13 protein-coding genes are annotated in these 16,913 nt (G+C 73.5%); 8 read left to right on the top strand and 5 right to left on the bottom strand.

What is annotated here, in order from left to right; genetic code table 11:
* Positions 1 to 26 precede the first annotated feature (26 nt).
* Both AC4OR8_RS10705 and AC4OR8_RS10700 read left to right on the top strand, forming a co-directional pair.
* The gene (locus AC4OR8_RS10705; RefSeq protein ID WP_492165540.1) at positions 27 to 701 is read left to right on the top strand and encodes a hypothetical protein; all 675 of its coding nucleotides are present in this window, start codon (positions 27 to 29) and stop codon (positions 699 to 701) included.
* A gap of 20 nt (positions 702 to 721) precedes the next feature.
* Positions 722 to 1,399: a response regulator transcription factor gene (locus AC4OR8_RS10700; RefSeq protein WP_492165539.1), complete on the top strand. Its 678-nt coding sequence runs from the start codon at positions 722 to 724 to the stop codon at positions 1,397 to 1,399.
* 88 nt (positions 1,400 to 1,487) lie between these two features.
* Here the strand turns inward: AC4OR8_RS10700 and AC4OR8_RS10695 are convergent, their stop codons facing one another.
* Positions 1,488 to 1,697 (bottom strand): DUF6458 family protein, encoded by a 210-nt coding sequence (locus AC4OR8_RS10695; RefSeq protein ID WP_492165538.1) that lies wholly within the window; start codon positions 1,695 to 1,697, stop codon positions 1,488 to 1,490.
* 226 nt (positions 1,698 to 1,923) lie between these two features.
* Here AC4OR8_RS10695 and AC4OR8_RS10690 point away from each other — a divergent pair, with 226 nt between their 5' ends.
* Entirely contained in the window at positions 1,924 to 2,598 is a 675-nt protein-coding gene (locus tag AC4OR8_RS10690; protein WP_492165537.1) for a vitamin K epoxide reductase family protein, read from the top strand.
* Here the strand turns inward: AC4OR8_RS10690 and AC4OR8_RS10685 are convergent.
* Positions 2,577 to 3,419: an MBL fold metallo-hydrolase gene (locus tag AC4OR8_RS10685; RefSeq protein ID WP_492165536.1), complete on the bottom strand. Its 843-nt coding sequence runs from the start codon at positions 3,417 to 3,419 to the stop codon at positions 2,577 to 2,579. The two genes, AC4OR8_RS10690 and AC4OR8_RS10685, sit on opposite strands and share 22 nt — an antisense overlap.
* Positions 3,420 to 3,500: 81 nt before the next feature.
* Positions 3,501 to 4,166: a TetR/AcrR family transcriptional regulator gene (locus tag AC4OR8_RS10680; RefSeq protein WP_492165535.1), complete on the bottom strand. Its 666-nt coding sequence runs from the start codon at positions 4,164 to 4,166 to the stop codon at positions 3,501 to 3,503.
* Between the two features lie 71 nt (positions 4,167 to 4,237).
* Here AC4OR8_RS10680 and AC4OR8_RS10675 point away from each other — a divergent pair, with 71 nt between their 5' ends.
* Together AC4OR8_RS10675 and AC4OR8_RS10670 are read left to right on the top strand one after the other, a co-directional pair.
* Positions 4,238 to 5,557 (top strand): cytochrome P450, encoded by a 1,320-nt coding sequence (locus AC4OR8_RS10675; RefSeq protein ID WP_492165534.1) that lies wholly within the window; start codon positions 4,238 to 4,240, stop codon positions 5,555 to 5,557.
* Positions 5,558 to 5,645: 88 nt separating this feature from the next.
* Entirely contained in the window at positions 5,646 to 6,116 is a 471-nt protein-coding gene (locus AC4OR8_RS10670) for a DUF1360 domain-containing protein (RefSeq protein ID WP_492165533.1), read from the top strand.
* Positions 6,117 to 6,153: 37 nt separating this feature from the next.
* On the opposite strand, the gene AC4OR8_RS10665 is transcribed toward AC4OR8_RS10670, so the two are convergent.
* Positions 6,154 to 7,065, bottom strand: a complete 912-nt coding sequence (locus AC4OR8_RS10665; protein WP_492165532.1) for a GTP-binding protein LepA — start codon at positions 7,063 to 7,065, stop codon at positions 6,154 to 6,156.
* 266 nt (positions 7,066 to 7,331) lie between these two features.
* Here AC4OR8_RS10665 and AC4OR8_RS10660 point away from each other — a divergent pair, with 266 nt between their 5' ends.
* Positions 7,332 to 8,138, top strand: a complete 807-nt coding sequence (locus AC4OR8_RS10660) for an endonuclease/exonuclease/phosphatase family protein (protein ID WP_492165531.1) — start codon at positions 7,332 to 7,334, stop codon at positions 8,136 to 8,138.
* Between the two features lie 245 nt (positions 8,139 to 8,383).
* Here AC4OR8_RS10660 and AC4OR8_RS10655 read toward each other — a convergent pair whose 3' ends face one another.
* Positions 8,384 to 9,628 (bottom strand): ROK family transcriptional regulator, encoded by a 1,245-nt coding sequence (locus AC4OR8_RS10655; RefSeq protein ID WP_492165530.1) that lies wholly within the window; start codon positions 9,626 to 9,628, stop codon positions 8,384 to 8,386.
* A gap of 272 nt (positions 9,629 to 9,900) precedes the next feature.
* Between AC4OR8_RS10655 and AC4OR8_RS10650 the strand changes: the two genes are divergently transcribed.
* A complete protein-coding gene (locus tag AC4OR8_RS10650) occupies positions 9,901 to 12,024 on the top strand; it encodes an MMPL family transporter (RefSeq protein ID WP_492165529.1) in 2,124 nt (707 codons plus the stop codon).
* Positions 12,025 to 12,097: 73 nt separating this feature from the next.
* Positions 12,098 to 16,822, top strand: coding sequence for a 3-keto-alpha-glucoside-1,2-lyase-like domain-containing protein (locus AC4OR8_RS10645; protein ID WP_492165528.1), 4,725 nt, complete (start codon positions 12,098 to 12,100; stop codon positions 16,820 to 16,822).
* The last annotated feature ends 91 nt before the right edge of the window (positions 16,823 to 16,913 follow it).

The following is a 16,913-nucleotide window of genomic DNA, read 5'->3' as shown; positions in this document are numbered from 1 at the left end:
ATGGAGCCAGACCTGGGAGGTGCAGGGTGGAGCCGATTCCGGAGTCGGTGGTGGCCGTCGACAACCTCGACGCCGCCTCGGTGGACGACGACCTGCTCGACCGCCTGCGCCTGCTCGGTGACCGGGTGCGCGGGCTGGTGCCGTCCTGCGTCGGGCTGAGCTGGGCGATGGCCGACCTCGACGTCGTGCTGACCCTGGAGGCCACACCGGGGGAGCGGGCCCGCGCCGCGACGAGCACCGGACGACCTGCGCACCCGGCGCCGACCACGGTCGGCGACGACCCCTGCCTCGAGGAGGCGTGGAGCACCTCGGGCCTCGACACCGCGGCCCGCGACGTGCGCGGCACGCTCACCATGCCGATCCTCAACGGGCAGCGCGTGGTCGGCACCGTCGACCTCTACGCCTCCGTTCCGCGGGCGTTCGCCGGCCACCACGACGCGCTGGCCCGGCTCTTCGACGCCTGGGCCCCCGGCGCGGTCACCGACGCCGACCTGGGCTTCTCCACGCGCCGGGAGGCCCAGGACGGCCCGCGCCGGGTGGAGGACGGCGCCGCCATCGACACCGCGACCGGGATGTGGGCGGCGTTCGAGGACATCGACGTCGTCCTCGCCCGCGAGCGGCTGCGCGCGGCGGCCGAGCGGCTGGGGCTGGACGACGCGCAGCTCGCCCGGGTCGTCATCGGCCGCGGCGGACCCCTCTGAGCGACGGGTACCCTCCTGAGGTGTCCACCGACGTCCGCCCCCTGCGGCTCGCCATCGTCAACGACTACCCGTTGGTCGTGAAGGGGCTCGCCGCTGCCCTCGCGCCGTACGCCGAGCGCGTGCGGGTCGTCGAGGTCGACAGCAGGATGCCGGTGGTCAGCGACGTCGACGTGGTGCTGTTCGACACCTTCGCCCAGCCGCAGGGCGAGGGGCCGCAGGTCACCGACCTGGTGCGCTCGGTGGGCAAGGTGGGCGCCCGGCTGGCCGTCTACACCTGGACCGTCGATGCCCGGCTGGTCGCCGACAGCCTGCGCGTGGGGGCCTCGGGCTACCTGCCCAAGTCGATGACCGCGATCGACCTGCTCGACGCGGTGGAGACCCTCCACCGCGGTGGGCGGCACGTGCCCGCCCTGGTCGAGCAGGAGGCCGGGGTCGACGCCGTTCCCGACCCCGCGCTGGTCACCTGGCCCGGACGCGACCTCGGCCTGTCGGGGCGCGAGTCGGAGATGCTGGCGCTGATCGTGCAGGGCCTGTCGAACCAGGAGATCGCCGAGCGGTCCTACCTCAGCATCAACTCGGTGAAGACCTACATCCGCACCGCCTACCGCAAGATCGGCGTGGCCAGCCGGGCCCAGGCCGTCTCGTTCGGCATCGCCCACGGGTTCGAGCCCGAGCGGGTGCGGGTGCTCGAGCGCTGAGTCCCCGCGCGCGACACGAGGGCCCCGCCGCTGCTGCGGCGGGGCCCTCGTCGTCGGTGCCTCCCCGGCATCGGCCGGGGAGCCGGGCTCAGAGCGCGGTGTCGCGGCGCTCCGTGACGTGCACGCTGCGGGTGCGCTGCTGGTTGATGACCAGCGAGACGATGATCGCGAGGATGCCTGCGACGAGCAGGATCCACCCCAGGGTGTCCTCCTGCACGCTCGGGACGTCGAGGGTGAACACGTCGAGCACGAGGACGAGCCCGACGATGATGAGAACGATGCCCAGGCCGATGACCATGAGGGCCTCCTTTGAGACTCCGTGACGCGGGAGGTGGGGCGCGGCGGGTGCCGCTGGCCCCCACGGTGGCGGTACGGCCCGGGTGTGGCAAGTGCCCCAAGGGGTGACAGGGCGTACCGGCAACCCGGGCGGCGCCGTTCCAGGCCGGGCGCTCCCCGCCCTGACCTACCATCGTCAGCGAGCAGGTGACGGTGCCGAGCAGTCGGCCGACGGCGGAGGAGAACCGGTGCAGCAGCAGGCCCAGGCGGTCCCGTCGGTCGTGCCGGACGACGTGCCGGACGACGACGCGCCCCTCGGGCCCCCGGCGTCGGCGCCCTTCGCCGACCGGGCGCTGGCCTGGCTGCTGCTCGTCGGCGGCGTGGTGGGCGGCGTCGCGGCGTTCGTGCTGGCCGTGGAGAAGTACCTCCTGCTCACCGACCCCGACTACGTGCCGAGCTGCAGCATCAACCCCGTGCTCAGCTGCGGCTCGGTGATGGCCACCGACCAGGCCGCGCTGCTGGGGTTCCCCAACCCGCTGATCGGTGTCGCGGCGTTCCCGGTGCTCGTGGTCACCGGCGTCGTCCTGCTCGCCGGCGCCCGGCTCCCGCGGTGGTACTGGCTGGGGCTGCAGGCCGGCGCCACGGCCGGGCTCGCGCTCGTGGTGTGGCTGGCCGACCAGAGCCTCTACAGCATCGGCGCGCTGTGCCCCTACTGCATGGTGGTGTGGGCCGTGGTGGTGCCGGTGGCGTGGTACGTCACGCTGCGCAACCTCGTCAGCGGCGTTCTCGGCGAGCGTGCCCGTCGCTCGCCGGTGACGGGCCTGCTGCGCGACGCGCACGGCCTGGTGCTGGTGCTGGCGCTGGTCGTGCTGCTGGTGCTCGTCGGCGTGCGGTTCTGGGACTACTGGTCCACGCTGCTCTGACCGGCCACGGGACCGGCAGGGCCCTGCGGTGCGAGGTCGACCTCCTCGCCCCGGGTGACGGTGACCAGGCGACCGGGCAGGCGGCGGGCCTCCCAGGTGGCGACGAAGTCGGCCAGCGGTGAGCGGAACACCCCGTAGTCGTCGTGGTGCACCGGCACCGTCGCGCGCGGCTCGAGCAGCTCGACGAGGTCGGCGCCCTGCTCGGCGTCCATGGTGAGCAGCAGCCCCAGCACGCGGGTGCCGCCGAGGTGCAGCACCGCGGCGTCGAGCGGGCCGGTGCGCTCGACCACCGCGCGCAGCCACGGCCGCCGCAGCGTGTCGCCGCTGACGTAGGTGCGGTGGCGCACCTCGCCCTCGCGCGCCAGCTCCAGCACCGAGCCCATCACCGTCGGCAGCAGCCGGCTCACCGGCCCCGGCCCGTGGGTGCCGGGCACGGCGGTCACCCGCAGCTGCCAGCCGTCCTTCTCGAGCACCCGGGTGTCCCAGGTGGCCAGGCCGTCGGCCTCGCCGAAGCCCCACGTGCCGAGCCGGCGCGCCGCGGGCGGCGTGGTCAGCACCGGCAGCGACCGGTCGAGCCCGCGGCGGGCCACCCGGTCGAAGTGGTCGCCGTGCAGGTGCGAGAGCAGCACGGCGTCGAGGCGGGGCAGCTGGTCGGGCTGGCGGGTCGGCTCGGTGAGGCGACGCGACCACAGGCCCTTGCCGAGGTAGGCGCGCTGGCCGCGGTGCAGGAAGTTGGGGTCGGTCAGCAGGGTGAACGGTCCCAGCCGCAGCAGCGTGGTCGCCGTGCCGATGTGCTCGAGCGTCGTGGTGGCGGTGGTCATGCCACCCGGTGCCCCGGCCCACCAGCCGCACGCCGCCGGTCGGCTCGTGCCGGTCGGCTCGTGCCGGTCGGCTCGTGTCGGTCAGTCGGGCTCGCCCGGGGCGAGCACTAGGGCCAGCACCCGCCCGAGGAGGTCGTCGGGCACGGCGCCGGGCTCCACCCGCCGCTCGATGGCGAATCCGTTGGCCAGGGCCATCAGCACGGTGGCCAGCTCGTCGGCGCTGAGCCCGGGCCGGCTCGCCGAGCCGTCGACGCCCTGTTGGGCGACCTGCTGGGCGACCTGCTGGGTGACCGCGGCGCTCACCGCGGCGTGCATCTCACGGCGGCGTGCCCGGAACGACCCGTCGTCACCGCCGCGGGCCGCGCGCTGCCACAGCTCGAAGAAGAGCAGCTGCCAGTCGGCCTGCTCGTCGGCGGCGCGGGTGAGCCGGTCGCCGAGCGCCCGGGCGCGGGTGGTCAGCGGGACGCTGGTGTCGCTCACCGCCTCCAGCCCCAGGTCGAGGTACGCCGACACGCGGTCGTCGGCGAGGGCGTCGACCAGGGCGGCCTTGCTGCCGAAGTTGGAGTAGACCGCGCCCTTGGTGAACCCGGCCGCCGCGGCGACGTCGTCCACGCTGGCGGCGTCGATGCCGCGCCGGGCGAAGACCTCGGCCGCGGCGTCGAGCACGGCGCGGCGCACCTCGTCGCGGGAGGGCCTGCGGCGGGCGGCGGTGGCGGGCTGGTCCGGGCCCGGGGGAGTGGTTGACATCCCTCGCTACGATACTCACACGTATCCGATACTGCACGGTATCGAGACGGTCGCGACGACGGAGGACAGGCATGGGCATCCAGGACCAGGTCGGCACGGCCACGGCGTCCGCGGTGAGGTGGTCCTTCGGGCACGCGCTGCCGTCGTTCGCGATCCGCGGCTCGGCCCGACGCGGCGACCTGCACGGTCGGCTGATCGAGGCCACCCGCGACGGCGCCGCCGTGCCGCTCGACCTCTTCGAGGAGATCCGTGCCGAGGGGCCGCTGCACCGCTCCCGCTTCGCCTACGTCACCGCCTCGCTGCCCGTCGTCCGTGAGGTGCTGACGAGCCCCGACGTCGCGGCGGGCGTGGAGTTCGCCCCGGGCGGGCGCCTGGGCCAGCTGCACTCGTGGGCCGGCGGCAAGGCGCCGGTCGGCCCGCTGACGCCGCCGTCGCTGCTGGTGACCGAGCCCCCCGACCACACGCGCTACCGCAAGCTGGTCACCCGGGTGTTCTCGGTCAAGGCCGTGCAGGGCCTGCGCGAGCGCACCCAGCAGATCGCCGACGACCTGCTCGACCGGCTCGACCCGGCCCGTCCCGTCGAGCTGGTCGAGGCCTACTGCGCCCAGCTGCCGGTGACGGTGATCGCGGAGATCCTGGGCGTGCCCGAGGAGGACCGCGCCACGGTGCTCCGCTTCGGCACGGCGGCCGCCCCGAGCCTCGACCTCGGGCTGTCCTGGCGGCGCTTCCGCCACGTGGAGGCCTCGCTCGGCGAGTTCGAGGAGTGGCTGGGCCACCACCTCGAGCGGGTGCGCCGCGAGCCCGGCCCCGACCTGCTCAGCCAGCTGGTCGCTGCCCGCTCCGAGGACGGCTCCGCGCTCACCGACGCCGAGCTGAAGGCCACTGCCGGGCTGGTGCTGGCCGCCGGCTTCGAGACCACCGTCAACCTGCTCGGCAACGGCGTGGCGCTGCTCGCCGCCCACCGCGACCAGCTCGACGTCCTGCGCGAGCGGCCCGAGCTGTGGCCCACCGCGGTCGACGAGGTGCTGCGCCACGACCCGCCGGTGCTGCTCACCGGGCGCACCGTCGTGCGCGACACCGACGTGGCCGGCACCCGCCTCAAGCGCGGCACTGCGGTGACCACGCTGCTGGCCGCGGCCAACCGCGACCCCGACGTGTTCGACGACCCCGACCGCTTCGACGTGACCCGGGAGAACGCCGCCGACCACGTGTCGTTCTCCTCTGGACGGCACTACTGCCTCGGCGCGGCGCTGGCCCGGATGGAGGGCGAGGTCGGTCTGCGCAGCGTCTGGGACCGGTTCCCCGACCTGGTCGTGCAGCCGGGGGCGAAGCGCCGCACCACCCGCATCCTGCGCGGCTTCGACACCCTGCCGGTGCGCCTGCACGGCTGAGGCCGCGGCGCCCCGCCGTACGACGCGGGTCACACGGACGGCCGGGGGGCGACGGCGCTGGCCGGGCGCGGGGCGGGTACTGGCCCTCATGGCCGACTCCCCGCACGATCCCCACCGCCTGCGCGGCTACCTCGCCACGATGAGCGTCTTCACCGGCACCGTGGCCGCCACCACCGCCGTCGCGGCGGCCCGTGGCGCCCGGTTGCCAGAACGCCTCGACCCGCTCGACCTCGCGCTGGGGGCCGTGGCCACCCACAAGTTCGCGCGGCTGGTCACCAAGGAGGGCGTCACCAGCCCGCTGCGGGCACCGTTCACCACCTTCGAGGGCGAGGCCGGCTCGGCGGAGGTGCACGAGTCGCCCGACGAGTCGACCGTGCTGCGCCACACCGTCGGCGAGCTGCTGTCGTGCCCGTTCTGCCTCGCGGTGTGGATCTCCACCGCCTACGTCGGCGGGCTCGTGCTCGCTCCCCGCTGGGCCCGGGCCTGGGCGGGCGTCTTCACGGTCGTCGGCGGCTCCGACTTCCTGCAGCAGGCCTACGGCCGCGTGCGCACCGACTGAGACCGTCGGCGCAGGGCGAGCCCGCGCCGCCACGGGATCAGGCCGCGGCCGCCAGCGGCGTCCCGGACCGGGCGTGGGCCAGCTCGAGGCACTCGTGGAACGCGCGGAGGACGTAGTCGGGCACCCGCAGCCCGTCCGACCGGACGTCGAGCAGGTCGGCCTCGGTGCGGGCGACGGTGGCCGCGAAGTCCCGGCTGGCCTCCGGCGTGCCGATGCCCAGCGAGATCATCATGTCGCCGAGGTCGCGCCTGTCCTCCTCGTCGTTGGCCGCCACCGGGGCGAACGACACCGCCCGCAGCCGGCGCACCAGCCAGCGCTGCCACTCGGCGAGCTCGGCCCACAGGCCGCGGGCCGACAGCTGGTAGAACGCGTAGTGGCCGGGCTCCTGCCGGCGGATGGGCGCGATGATCGTGTCGACCAGCGCGGTCTCCCCGATCTCGGAGAGACCGTCCTGCAGCCGGTGGTAGGCCAGCAGCGCCGACCGCTCCGTGGTCATCCCGGTCAGGTAGTAGAGCATCCGCACGACGTCCTGCAGGGCCGGCAGGTGGGCCATCGCGCCGACCGTGCGGATCTTCGGCGACAAGGTGGTCAGGTCGGTGGTGGCCGGCGGCAGCCCGAGGCGCACCTGCAGCTCGTCGAGCGCGAGGCCGTGGCGCGCCTCCTGCGGCTGCCACACCTCACGGAAGAAGTGCTCGTCGACCCGGGGCGCGTGGGGGAGCAGCACCTCGAGCTCCAGCGCGTTGCGCTCGACCTCCAGCTCGGCGCGGGCCATGTAGCCGAGCGCCGGGGCGAAGCGCGCGACCACGGTGTCGCGGTCACGCACCGTGAAGTCGCAAGTCGCCACCTCGAGGGGCGGGTGCTCGGCGGCGAGGCGCTCGACGTGGTCGGTCAGTCGTGCGTCGTTCGTGGCGGCGGCGTGACCGGTGCCGTGGCGGAGGAGGAACATCATGGAGGTGGTTCGCCACCGCGGCGCGGAGCGATCGCCCCCCGGGGCGCTTGTGGTGAGCGACACGCCGGCGGCCCGACCCGCCCGGCGGCCCGCGGTGTGCCCGAGCAGGGACCGCGCGAGCAGCAGACGACGAGCACGTGAACCGCCGGTCAAGGGTGGGGCAAGGCTCCGTGGCGGCCCTTGCGACCCGCCGGGGGCCGCCGGAGGCTCGGGTGCGGCCGGCTCGACCGGCCTCCGCCGAGTCCCTCCGATGCCAGGAGCCCCCCTTGAAGAAGCTGCTGTCCGTCCTCGCGGCGCTGATCGCCGCCGTCGCCCTGGCGGCACCCGCCTCCGCCGGTCAGAGCGGCCCCCGCGGTGACGCGGGACCGCCGTACCGCCTGCTGCAGATGAACCTCTGCCTGTCGGGCCTGGCCGGCTGCTACGGCGGCACCGAGTACCCCAGGGTGGTCGACGAGGCGATCGCCCAGATCGGGTCGAGCGACCCGAACGCGGTCACCCTGAACGAGGCGTGCAGCGGCGACGCCGAGCGCATCGCCGCCGAGACCGGCTACCACCTGCGCTTCGCCACGGTGATCTACCGCGGCGCGCCCCTGCCGTGCCGCAACCCCGAGGGCCGCGGCGTCTTCGGCAACGCCGTGCTGACCAAGGAGCAGATCCGCTCCTCGACCGACCAGCCGTTCGCGACCCAGTTCGGCGTGGAGGAGCGCCGGTGGCTGTGCGCCACCACGGTGCGCGGCGTCACGGCCTGCGCGACCCACCTCAGCGTGCGGGGCTCGGCCGGCGCCAGCGCGGCCAACGACGCCCAGTGCGTCGAGCTCGCGCAGGTGCTGGGCCGGTACGCCGCGCAGGGGCCCACCGTGTTCGGCGGCGACGTCAACCGGCAGGAGTCGTGCGCGGCCCCAGGGATGTGGACGCTGACCGACGCCGCCGCCACCCAGGCCCCCGGCATCCAGCACGTCTACGGGTCGTCCCACCTGCGTGCGCCGCGCGGCGAGGTCGTGCCGGCCACCTACACCGACCACGACTTCCTGCTCGCCCACGCCCGCCTGGCGCGACCGCGCGGCGGCGCCTGAGGCGCGGCGCGAGCCGGGCGCCGGAGGGGCGGCAGCGGTTCGGCCCTCAGTCGCCGTTCGCTGGTCGCCGGGCCCCGTTCGCCTACGCCGCCGCGTACGCCGGTGCGCGCCGCTCGGACGGTCGGGCCGGCGCTGGCGCTGCTCGACCGGCGCGATCGCGCCGCTCGGGACGCCTGCGCCGGTTCCGCCGGGTCACCCACGGGCGGGTGCCGCCGGGGTCCAGGCGGCGGTGTGCGCCGCCGGGGCTACCGCGCCGGGGCGGTCGGTGCCGGCGGCCTGGACAGCATGGCGTCGACCGACTGCGGCGCCAGGAACTGCTGGACGGCCATGGTGGCCGCGCCGACGAGGCCGGCGTGCTCGCCGGTCTGCGCCGGGACGACGCTGAGCTCGCCGGTGGCGAGCGGGAGCGACCGGGCGTAGATGACCTCGCGCACGCCGGCCAGGAGGCTGGGTGCGCCGCCCGCCAGGGCGCCGCCGAGGACGATCACCGACGGGTTCAGCAGGCTCACGCACGAGGCGAGGACCTCGCCGATGTCACGGCCGGCGCGGCGGATGGCGGCCACGGCGTCGCGGTCGCCACGCACGAGGCGCTCGAGGACGACCCTGCTGGCGTCGGGGACGCTGACGTGACCGGGGTCGAGCTCCAGCGCGATGGCGCGGGCGCTGGCGATCGCCTCCAGGCACCCGTGGTTGCCGCAGCTGCAGAGAGCGTCGCCCGCGCGGGGACTCTGGACGTGGCCGAGGTCGCCCGCCGAGCCCTGCGCGCCGCGGTGCAGCCGGCGGCCGCTGATGATGCCGGCGCCGATGCCGGTGGCGATCTTGACGAACACGAGGTGCTCGACGTGCGGGTAGACGACGGAGTGCTCGCCCAGGGCCATCAGGTTGACGTCGTTGTCGACGAGCACCGGTGCGCCGATGCGCTCGCCGACCCAGCCGGCGACGTCGAAGCCGTCCCACCCGGGCATGATCGGCGGCTTCACCGGGCGGCCGGTCTGGTGCTCGACGGGACCCGGCAGCCCGATCCCGACACCGGCGAGGTCGGTGCGCGAGCGGCCGACCCGGGCCAGCAGGCGATCGGCCACGTCGACGAGCCAGCCGAGGGTGGCCTCGGGCCCGGCGGCGATGTCGAGGTCGCTCATCTCCTCGGCCAGCACGGTGGCGGTGAGGTCGGTGAGCGCGGCGCGGCCGTGGGTGGCACCGAAGTCGGCAGCGAGCACGAGCCTGGAGCGGGGGTTGAACGCGAACCTCGTGGGCGGTCGCCCACCGGTGGACCGGCTCTGTCCCGAGGGCTGGAGCAGACCCGTCGAGAGGAGGCCCTCGATGCGCCCGGCGACGGTGGAACGCGCCAGGCCCGTGAGCTCGATCAGGTCGGCGCGGGTGCGCGGCTCCCCGTCGAGCATCAAGGTGAGCAGGTCGCCCCCGCCCTGCGGCGCGGCCGACGGCACGGCGGCGGCCACCTCCACGTGGCGGGCGGGAACCGTCTGCGTCATGCGCTCCATCCTCGCACGGTGGCAGGCCACGGCCACCGGGCTGTCACCGACGGGTGGGGCCATTTGCTCGGCGGTCGAACAAAAGTGGACGGAAGTCGTTGACACCCGGGGCGGGCGTGTGACGAAGATGCCCTGCCGCACCGCGTGCGGCGTGGAGGGGACCCGCGGGGCCCAGACCGCCCGGGACCGCCGTTCGCACACGGCTCGGCGTGACAGACGGAGGACACGTGCTCGCGCGACTCGGGGATCGGATCGCCCGACACCGCCTCTGGGTGGTCGCCGCGTGGGCGGCCGTCACCGTGCTGGGCGCCGTCCTCGGCGGGTCGGTCTACGACAAGACCGAGGCGTTGGACAGCACCCGCCCCGGTCTGGAGTCGACCGAGGTGCAGGAACGCATCGACGAGCTCGAGCCCGAGGGTGAGCTCGTCGTGGCGGTCATCGCGGGGCGGGAGTTCTTCGCCACCGACCTCGTCAGCCAGGCCAGCGAGATCATGTACCGGGTCCGCGAGCTCGAGGGCGTCGCCGAGGTGACCGACGCCTACACCTCGGGCGGCCTCATCGGCGACGACGGCCAGAGCTCGCTCGTGGTCGTCGAGCTGGAGCGCGGGCTGAGCGAGGACGAGGCCCTCGCCGTCGCCGACCGCGTGGCGGAGGTGCTGCGCCTCGTCGACGTGCCTCAGGTGCTCGTCGGCGGAGAGCTGCTGGCCGAGCGGGCCTTCGCCGAGCAGGCCATCGCCGACACCGTCCGTGGCGAGGTGACGGCCCTCGGCTTCCTCTGCGTGGCGCTCCTGCTCATCCTCGGCGGGGTGCGCGCCGCCGGCCTCCCGCTGGCCGCGGCCCTCGCCGTCATCGCCACCACGTTGCTGGCCCTCACCGGGTTGGCGGGTCTCGTCGCGGTCACCGAGTACACCGTCAACGTCGTCACGCTGCTCGGCATCGGGCTCGCGGTCGACTACAGCCTGCTCATGGTCTTCCGGTACCGCGAGGAGGTCACCGCCGACCGCACGGCGCCGCTCGAGGTGCTCCTGAGCCGGACGACGGCGTCCGCGGGCCGCGCCGTGCTCGTCTCCGGGCTCGCGGTGGCCACGGCGATGGTCGGTCTCTACGCCTTCGCCGACCCGCTGCTGTCCGCCATGGCGCTGGGGGGTGCCCTGGTGGTGGTGCTGGCCACGGTGGTCGGCCTGACGCTCGTCCCGGCCCTGGTCGCCGTCGCCCACCGCCACCTGCCCGCCCCCGGCACGCGCACGTGGGTCTGGCGCCGGCCCGTTCGCGGGCGGCGCGCACCGGGTGCGCTCGCCGTCCTGGCCGGCCTGGCCCAACGCCGTCCGCTGGTCGTCGCGCTGGCGGGAGCCGGCGCGCTGCTGGTGCTCGCCGTCCCCGTGCTGCAGCTGCAGCTCGCCAACTCCGACGCCTCCGCGCTCACGCCCGGGAGCGAGGAGCGGCTGACCGCCGAGGCGGTGGAGGACGACTTCGAGGCCGCCGTCCAGCCCCTGTCGGTCCTCGTCGACGGCGACCCGGGGATGCCGGAGGTCCAGGCGCTGCTCGACGACCTCGGGGCCCTGCCCGGCAGCGACGAGGTGTTCCTGCGTGCCGACCTGGACGGCGTCACCTGGATCGAGGTGGTGCCGGAGGGGTCGCAGGCCGGACCACGTGCGCAAGCCCTCGTCCGCGACGTCCGGAGCCTCGATGCCCTGCCGCTGCAGGTGGGCGGGCCGGCCGCGGAGCTGGTCGACGCCAAGGACGCCACCGTGGACCGGCTGCCGCTCGCGCTGGTCCTCGTCCTCCTCCCGACCTTCGCACTGCTGCTCGTCCTCACGGGCTCGGTCGTGGTGCCGGTCAAGGCGCTCCTGCTCGACCTGCTCACGCTCGCGGCCACCTTCGGCGTGCTCGTAGCGGTCTTCCAGTGGGGCTGGGGCTCCGACCTCCTGGGCTTCGAGCCGTGGGGTGCCATCGACCTGACCACGCCGCTGCTGCTCTTCGTGTTCGTCTTCGGCCTCTCGATGGACTACGAGGTCTTCCTCCTCGCGCGCATCAAGGAGGAGTGGGACCAGCGACGCGACGACAGTCGCGAGGCCAACGACCGCGCCGTCCTCGCCGGGATCACCGCCACCGGACCGGTGGTCACCGCGGCTGCGGTCTGCATCGGGATCGTGTTCCTCGGCTTCGCCCTCGGCGAGCTGGTGGCGGTCAAGGAGATCGGCGTCGGGATGACCGTCGCCCTCCTGCTCGACGTCACGATCGTCCGCGGTCTGCTGCTGCCCGCCTCGATGGCCCTGCTCGGCAGGTGGAACTGGTGGCGACCGTTCGTACCGGTCTCCGCCCCGGCTCCGGTGGCGGAGCGCGGCGCGAGGCGCCCCGCCGGAGGGCGCAGCGGGGGAGTTCGGACTGAGGGCTAGACAAAAGTCGTGTGATCGTCGTCATAATGGCTCCGCCCGTGTGATCACCGTCATGCTCCGGAAGGACGACCCCGTGTCACCTACCCACCTCCACCCGCCTGCCCGGACCGGAGCCGGACGGCTCCTCGCGGCCGGGCTCGCCGCCGCTCTCGGGGTCGGCGTCATGGCCGCCACGGTCACCCCGGCCTCAGGCTCCGGCGCGCTGGCCAGCGCCGTCCCGGAGGGCAACGAGCCGGGCGTCACGATGCGGGTCTTCCACGTGCCCTACAGCCTGCAGGAGCTCTGCACCCTCAAGGAGGGGCAGACCCCGAACGTCGACCTCCTCCAGCAGGACATCGACTGGACGACTCCCGCCGACTTCGGTGACGCCGGTCGACAGGACAACTTCGTCAGCCAGGCCATCGCCGACCTCGACGTCGCGACGGCCGGCACCTACACCTTCGAGCTGCGCAGCGACGACGGGTCGAAGCTGTGGATCGACGACCAGGTCGTCATCGACAACGACGGCCTCCACGGCGCCGACCCGATCACCGGCAGCGTGCAGCTGTCCGCAGGCAGCCACGACCTGTTCATCGAGCACTTCGAGGCGGGCGGGGGCCAGCAGGTCACCCTGAGCTGGAAGAAGCCGGGAGACACGTCCTTCACGCTCGTCCCCACCTCCGTGCTCTCCACCCCGGCCGGCGTCACCCGGGTGACCGCCCCCGGCAACAAGGAGTGCGAGGGTGCAGCGGACTCGCCCGGCGACGGCCTCCAGCTCGACGGCGTCAACCCCGGCTACGAGCTGATCGACCTGCGGCCGGAGGGCTTCAACCCCAAGGTCACGGGTCTCGCCTGGCAGGGCGACGACCTGATCGTGTCCACCTGGGGCGGTACCGGTGACCCGGTGAACCAGACCTCGCTCGGCGAGCTCTACCGCCTCACCGGCGCCAGGACGGCCGACGGCCCCGAGGACGTCACCGTCACCAAGCTCGTCGGCAACCTGCGTGAGCCCCAGGGCGTCGCGGTCGTCGACGTCGACGAGGACGGCGAGGACGAGTACTACGTCTCCGAGAAGCACCAGCTGAGCAAGCTGGTCGACACCGACGGCAACGGGCTCCTCGACGAGCCCAAGACCGCGCTGTGGACCGTGCCCACCAGCGGCAACTTCCACGAGTTCACCTTCGGTCTGCTGCACAAGGACGGCAAGTTCCACCTCAACACCTCGGTGTCGATCGACTTCGGCGGTGCCACCACCACCCCGCAGCAGGCGCCCACCCTCAACGGCACGCAGGTCCGCGGCAACAGCATCACCGTCGACGACACCACCGGCGCGATGCAGATCGTCGCGGGCGGTCTGCGGACCCCCAACGGCATCGGTTTCGGACCCGCCGGCGAGACGTTCGTGACCGACAACCAGGGGGGCTGGCTCCCGGCGTCCAAGCTGGTCCACGTCAAGCAGGACCGCTTCTTCAACCACATGACCACCCCGGCCGGTCCGTTCCAGGACAACCCCGTCACCAAGCCGGTGCTGTGGCTGCCCCAGAACGAGATCGCCAACTCGCCCAGCACGCCGGTGACCATCCCGGACGGCCGGTTCGCGGGCCAGCTGCTGATCGGTGACGTCACCTACGGCGGCCTCCAGCGCGCCTTCCTCGAGCAGGTCGACGGCGAGTACCAGGGCGCCGTGTTCCGCGGCACCCAGGGTCTCGAGGCCGGCGTCAACGAGGTGCTCATGGACGAGCAGGGCACGATCATCATCGGCGGCATCGGCGGCGGCGGGAACTGGGAGCAGGCCGGCAAGCTGACCTACGGCCTGCAGAAGCTCACCCCCAGCGGCGTGACGCCGTTCGAGATGAAGTCGATGGAGGTCGTCGAGGGCGGCTTCGAGGTCACCTACACCCACCCCGTCGGCGCCGAGACCCTCGCCGACCTGGCGAGCAAGTACGTCGTCAAGCAGTGGGGCTACCGCCCGACCGCCCAGTACGGCGGCCCGAAGATCGACGAGGAGACCCTCGAGGTCACCTCGGCGACCGCGTCGGAGGACGGCCGCACGGTCACGCTGGCCATCGACGGCCTGCGCCCCGACCGCGTCGTGCACCTGCGCTCCCCGCGGCCCTTCGCCTCGGCCGACGGTGAGTCGCTCTACAGCACGGAGGCCTGGTACACGCTCAACAGCTACCCGGGCTACGTCGCTCCCGAGCCGCCCCAGGGCGTCTACGAGCAGGAGGACCAGCAGCTGCTCGGCAGCGCCAACGTGCAGACCGAGCACGCCGGCTACAGCGGCACCGGCTACGTCGGCGGCCTGGACACCGTCGGTGCAGGCGTCCGCTCGGCCATCACGGTCGAGACGGCCGGCACCTACGACCTCAGCCTGCGCTACGCCAACGGCCCGAACCCGTTCCAGGGGCCCAAGACGGTCACCCTCCTCGTCAACGGTGAGAGCCAGGTCGTCACCCTGCCCTCCACCGGGACCTGGCAGACCTACGGCACCTTCCGCAGCACCGTCGACCTGGACGCCGGCGCCAACACCGTCGAGGTCCGGTTCGACGCCGGCAACGACGGCAACGTCAACCTCGACGTCCTGAGCGTCTTCCCGCAGGACGGCGTCCGCTACGAGGCCGAGGACGGGGTGCTGACCAACGGCGCCGAGCTCTCGACCGAGCACGCGGGCTACTCCGGCACGGGCTACGTCGCCGGCTACTTCCGCGAGGGCGCGACGACCGAGCTCACCGTCAACGCGACCACGGCCGGTGTCCACCCGGTGACGCTGGGCTACGCCGCCGGACCGAACCCCTTCGAGGGCGCGAAGCGGCTCACGCTGGAGGTCAACGGCACCGCGCGGCAGATCACCCTGCCGAGCACCGGCACCTGGCAGACCTGGGGCGAGTGGACCGGTGACCTGCCGTTGCAGGCGGGCGCGAACTCGATCGCGCTCCGCTACGTGGGCGGTCAGGACGACGGCAACGTCAACCTCGACTACCTCGACGTCGACCTGCCCGAGCCGGTCGTGTGCGAGCCGACGACCGACCCGGACGACACCTTCGAGGGCACGGCGCTCGACACCTGCCGCTGGACCAACATCCTCAACGAGGACGCCGACGGCTACCGCGTGGCCGACGGCACGCTCCAGATCGACGCCCAGGACGGCGACCTCAGCGGTGGCCGCACCGACGCCAAGAACGTCATCCTGCAGCCGGTGACCGGCGACGACACCAGCACCTGGATGGCCGAGACCACCGTCTCGGTCGACGGCACCGACGACTACCTGCAGGCCGGCCTGACCGTGTGGGGCAGCACCACCGACTACGGCAAGGTCATGGTCATGCGCACCCCGCAGGGCGGCTGGACCACCGAGCTGGCCCGCGTCACCAACGGCGGTCTGCAGTACTCGAACGCGCCGATCACCGCCGGCCAGCAGACGGACGTCCGGCTGCGCCTGTGGTCCGACGGTGAGCTGCTCCAGGGCGCCTACTCGGTCGACGACGGTGCGACCTGGACCGCCATCGGCGACGGCTACGGCATCAACGGCCTGGCCGACCCGCTGGTCGGCGTCGCGGCCTACAACGGCACCGGCTCCGAGGTCGCGACGTTCGACGACTTCACGCTGGGGGAGCCGCCCGTGGTCCCCGACCCGCCGGAGACCTGCGAGCCGGTCGAGCCGGAGCAGGGCTACACCTCGCTCTTCGACGGCACCCGCGCCAGCCTCGAGAACTGGACGATGGGCGACGGGGGCAGGTTCGTCCGCCAGGAGGACTGCTCGATCAAGTCGGTGGGCGCCTTCGGCCTGCTGTACCACGACGACCCGATCGACTACGACTACTCGCTCAAGCTCGACTGGATGAAGCCCGGTGACGACAACTCCGGTGTGTTCGTGGGCTTCCCCGACCCGAAGGGCAGCTCCGGCCCGCCGATCACCCAGGGTCACGAGATCCAGATCGACTCGAGCGACGCGGAGAACAAGACGACCGGTGCGATCTACAACTTCCAGTCGGCCCTCATCGCAGAGCGCGATCGTGTGCTCGAGCCCGACGGCCAGTGGAACAGCTACGAGATCGTGGTCGAGGGCGACCGGATCCGCGTCCACCTCAACGGTGCGCTGATCAACGACTTCCTCGACACCGACCCCAACCGGATGAACCTGCCGTCCCACATCGGGCTGCAGACCCACGGTGACGGCGACGACGTGTTCTTCCGCAACATCCGGATCAACAACCTGGACGAGCCGGACACCGTCGCCTCCACCACCACCGCGACAGCGGAGCCCGCCACGGTGCGGGCGGGCGGCACGACCGACGTCCGCGTGACCGTCACCGCCGACGGCGCGACGCCGACCGGCGAGGTGACCGTGCGCGACGGCGACCAGGTGGTCGGCACCGGCACGCTCACCGACGGCAGGGCGACGGTCGAGGTGGGTCCGCTCACCACGGTCGGCACACGGTCGCTGGTGGTGGAGTACGCCGGTGCCGGGCAGGTCACGGGCAGCCGGACGACCGTGCAGGTCGTCGTCGAGCCCGAGCCGGTGCTCACCGTCCGACCGCGCGTCGTCGACGCCGACAAGACCCGGCGGACGGGGTCGGTCAAGGTGATCTGCAAGCCGGCCGGAACCCGCTGCGTCGGGTCCATGAAGCTCCGGTCGGGCGGTGAGGTCCTCGGCGCCACCGAGTTCTCCGTCGCCGGTGGCAGGACCGTCGCGGTCAAGATCGAGCTCAACAAGCGGGCGCGCGGACTGCTGGCCAAGAGGGCGGCGGTCAGGGGCTCGCTCGTCATCTCCCTGGACGGTGCCGGTCGCTCTGTGGTGGGGGTGAGGCTCGTGCGCTGACCCTCACCGCACGTCATCTCGTCGCGCGTCGTGCTCCGGCACGGCGCGCGACGTCGTGCGCCCCTTGCTGGCCCCGGTCAGCGACGGTGCG

Source organism: Nocardioides sp. FY1077 (assembly GCF_058681775.1).
This window is presented reverse-complemented; position numbering and strand designations above follow the sequence as displayed.

Bases quoted from the DNA above. Each gene is read 5' to 3' on its own strand.
- AC4OR8_RS10695 (WP_492165538.1), bottom strand. From the start codon at position 1,697: ATGGTCATCGGCCTGGGCATCGTTCTCATCATCGTCGGGCTCGTCCTC.
- AC4OR8_RS10685 (WP_492165536.1), bottom strand. From the start codon at position 3,419: ATGACCACCGCCACCACGACGCTCGAGCACATCGGCACGGCGACCACG.
- AC4OR8_RS10680 (WP_492165535.1), bottom strand. From the start codon at position 4,166: ATGTCAACCACTCCCCCGGGCCCGGACCAGCCCGCCACCGCCGCCCGC.
- AC4OR8_RS10675 (WP_492165534.1), top strand. From the start codon at position 4,238: ATGGGCATCCAGGACCAGGTCGGCACGGCCACGGCGTCCGCGGTGAGG.
- AC4OR8_RS10670 (WP_492165533.1), top strand. From the start codon at position 5,646: ATGGCCGACTCCCCGCACGATCCCCACCGCCTGCGCGGCTACCTCGCC.
- AC4OR8_RS10665 (WP_492165532.1), bottom strand. From the start codon at position 7,065: ATGATGTTCCTCCTCCGCCACGGCACCGGTCACGCCGCCGCCACGAAC.
- AC4OR8_RS10655 (WP_492165530.1), bottom strand. From the start codon at position 9,628: ATGACGCAGACGGTTCCCGCCCGCCACGTGGAGGTGGCCGCCGCCGTG.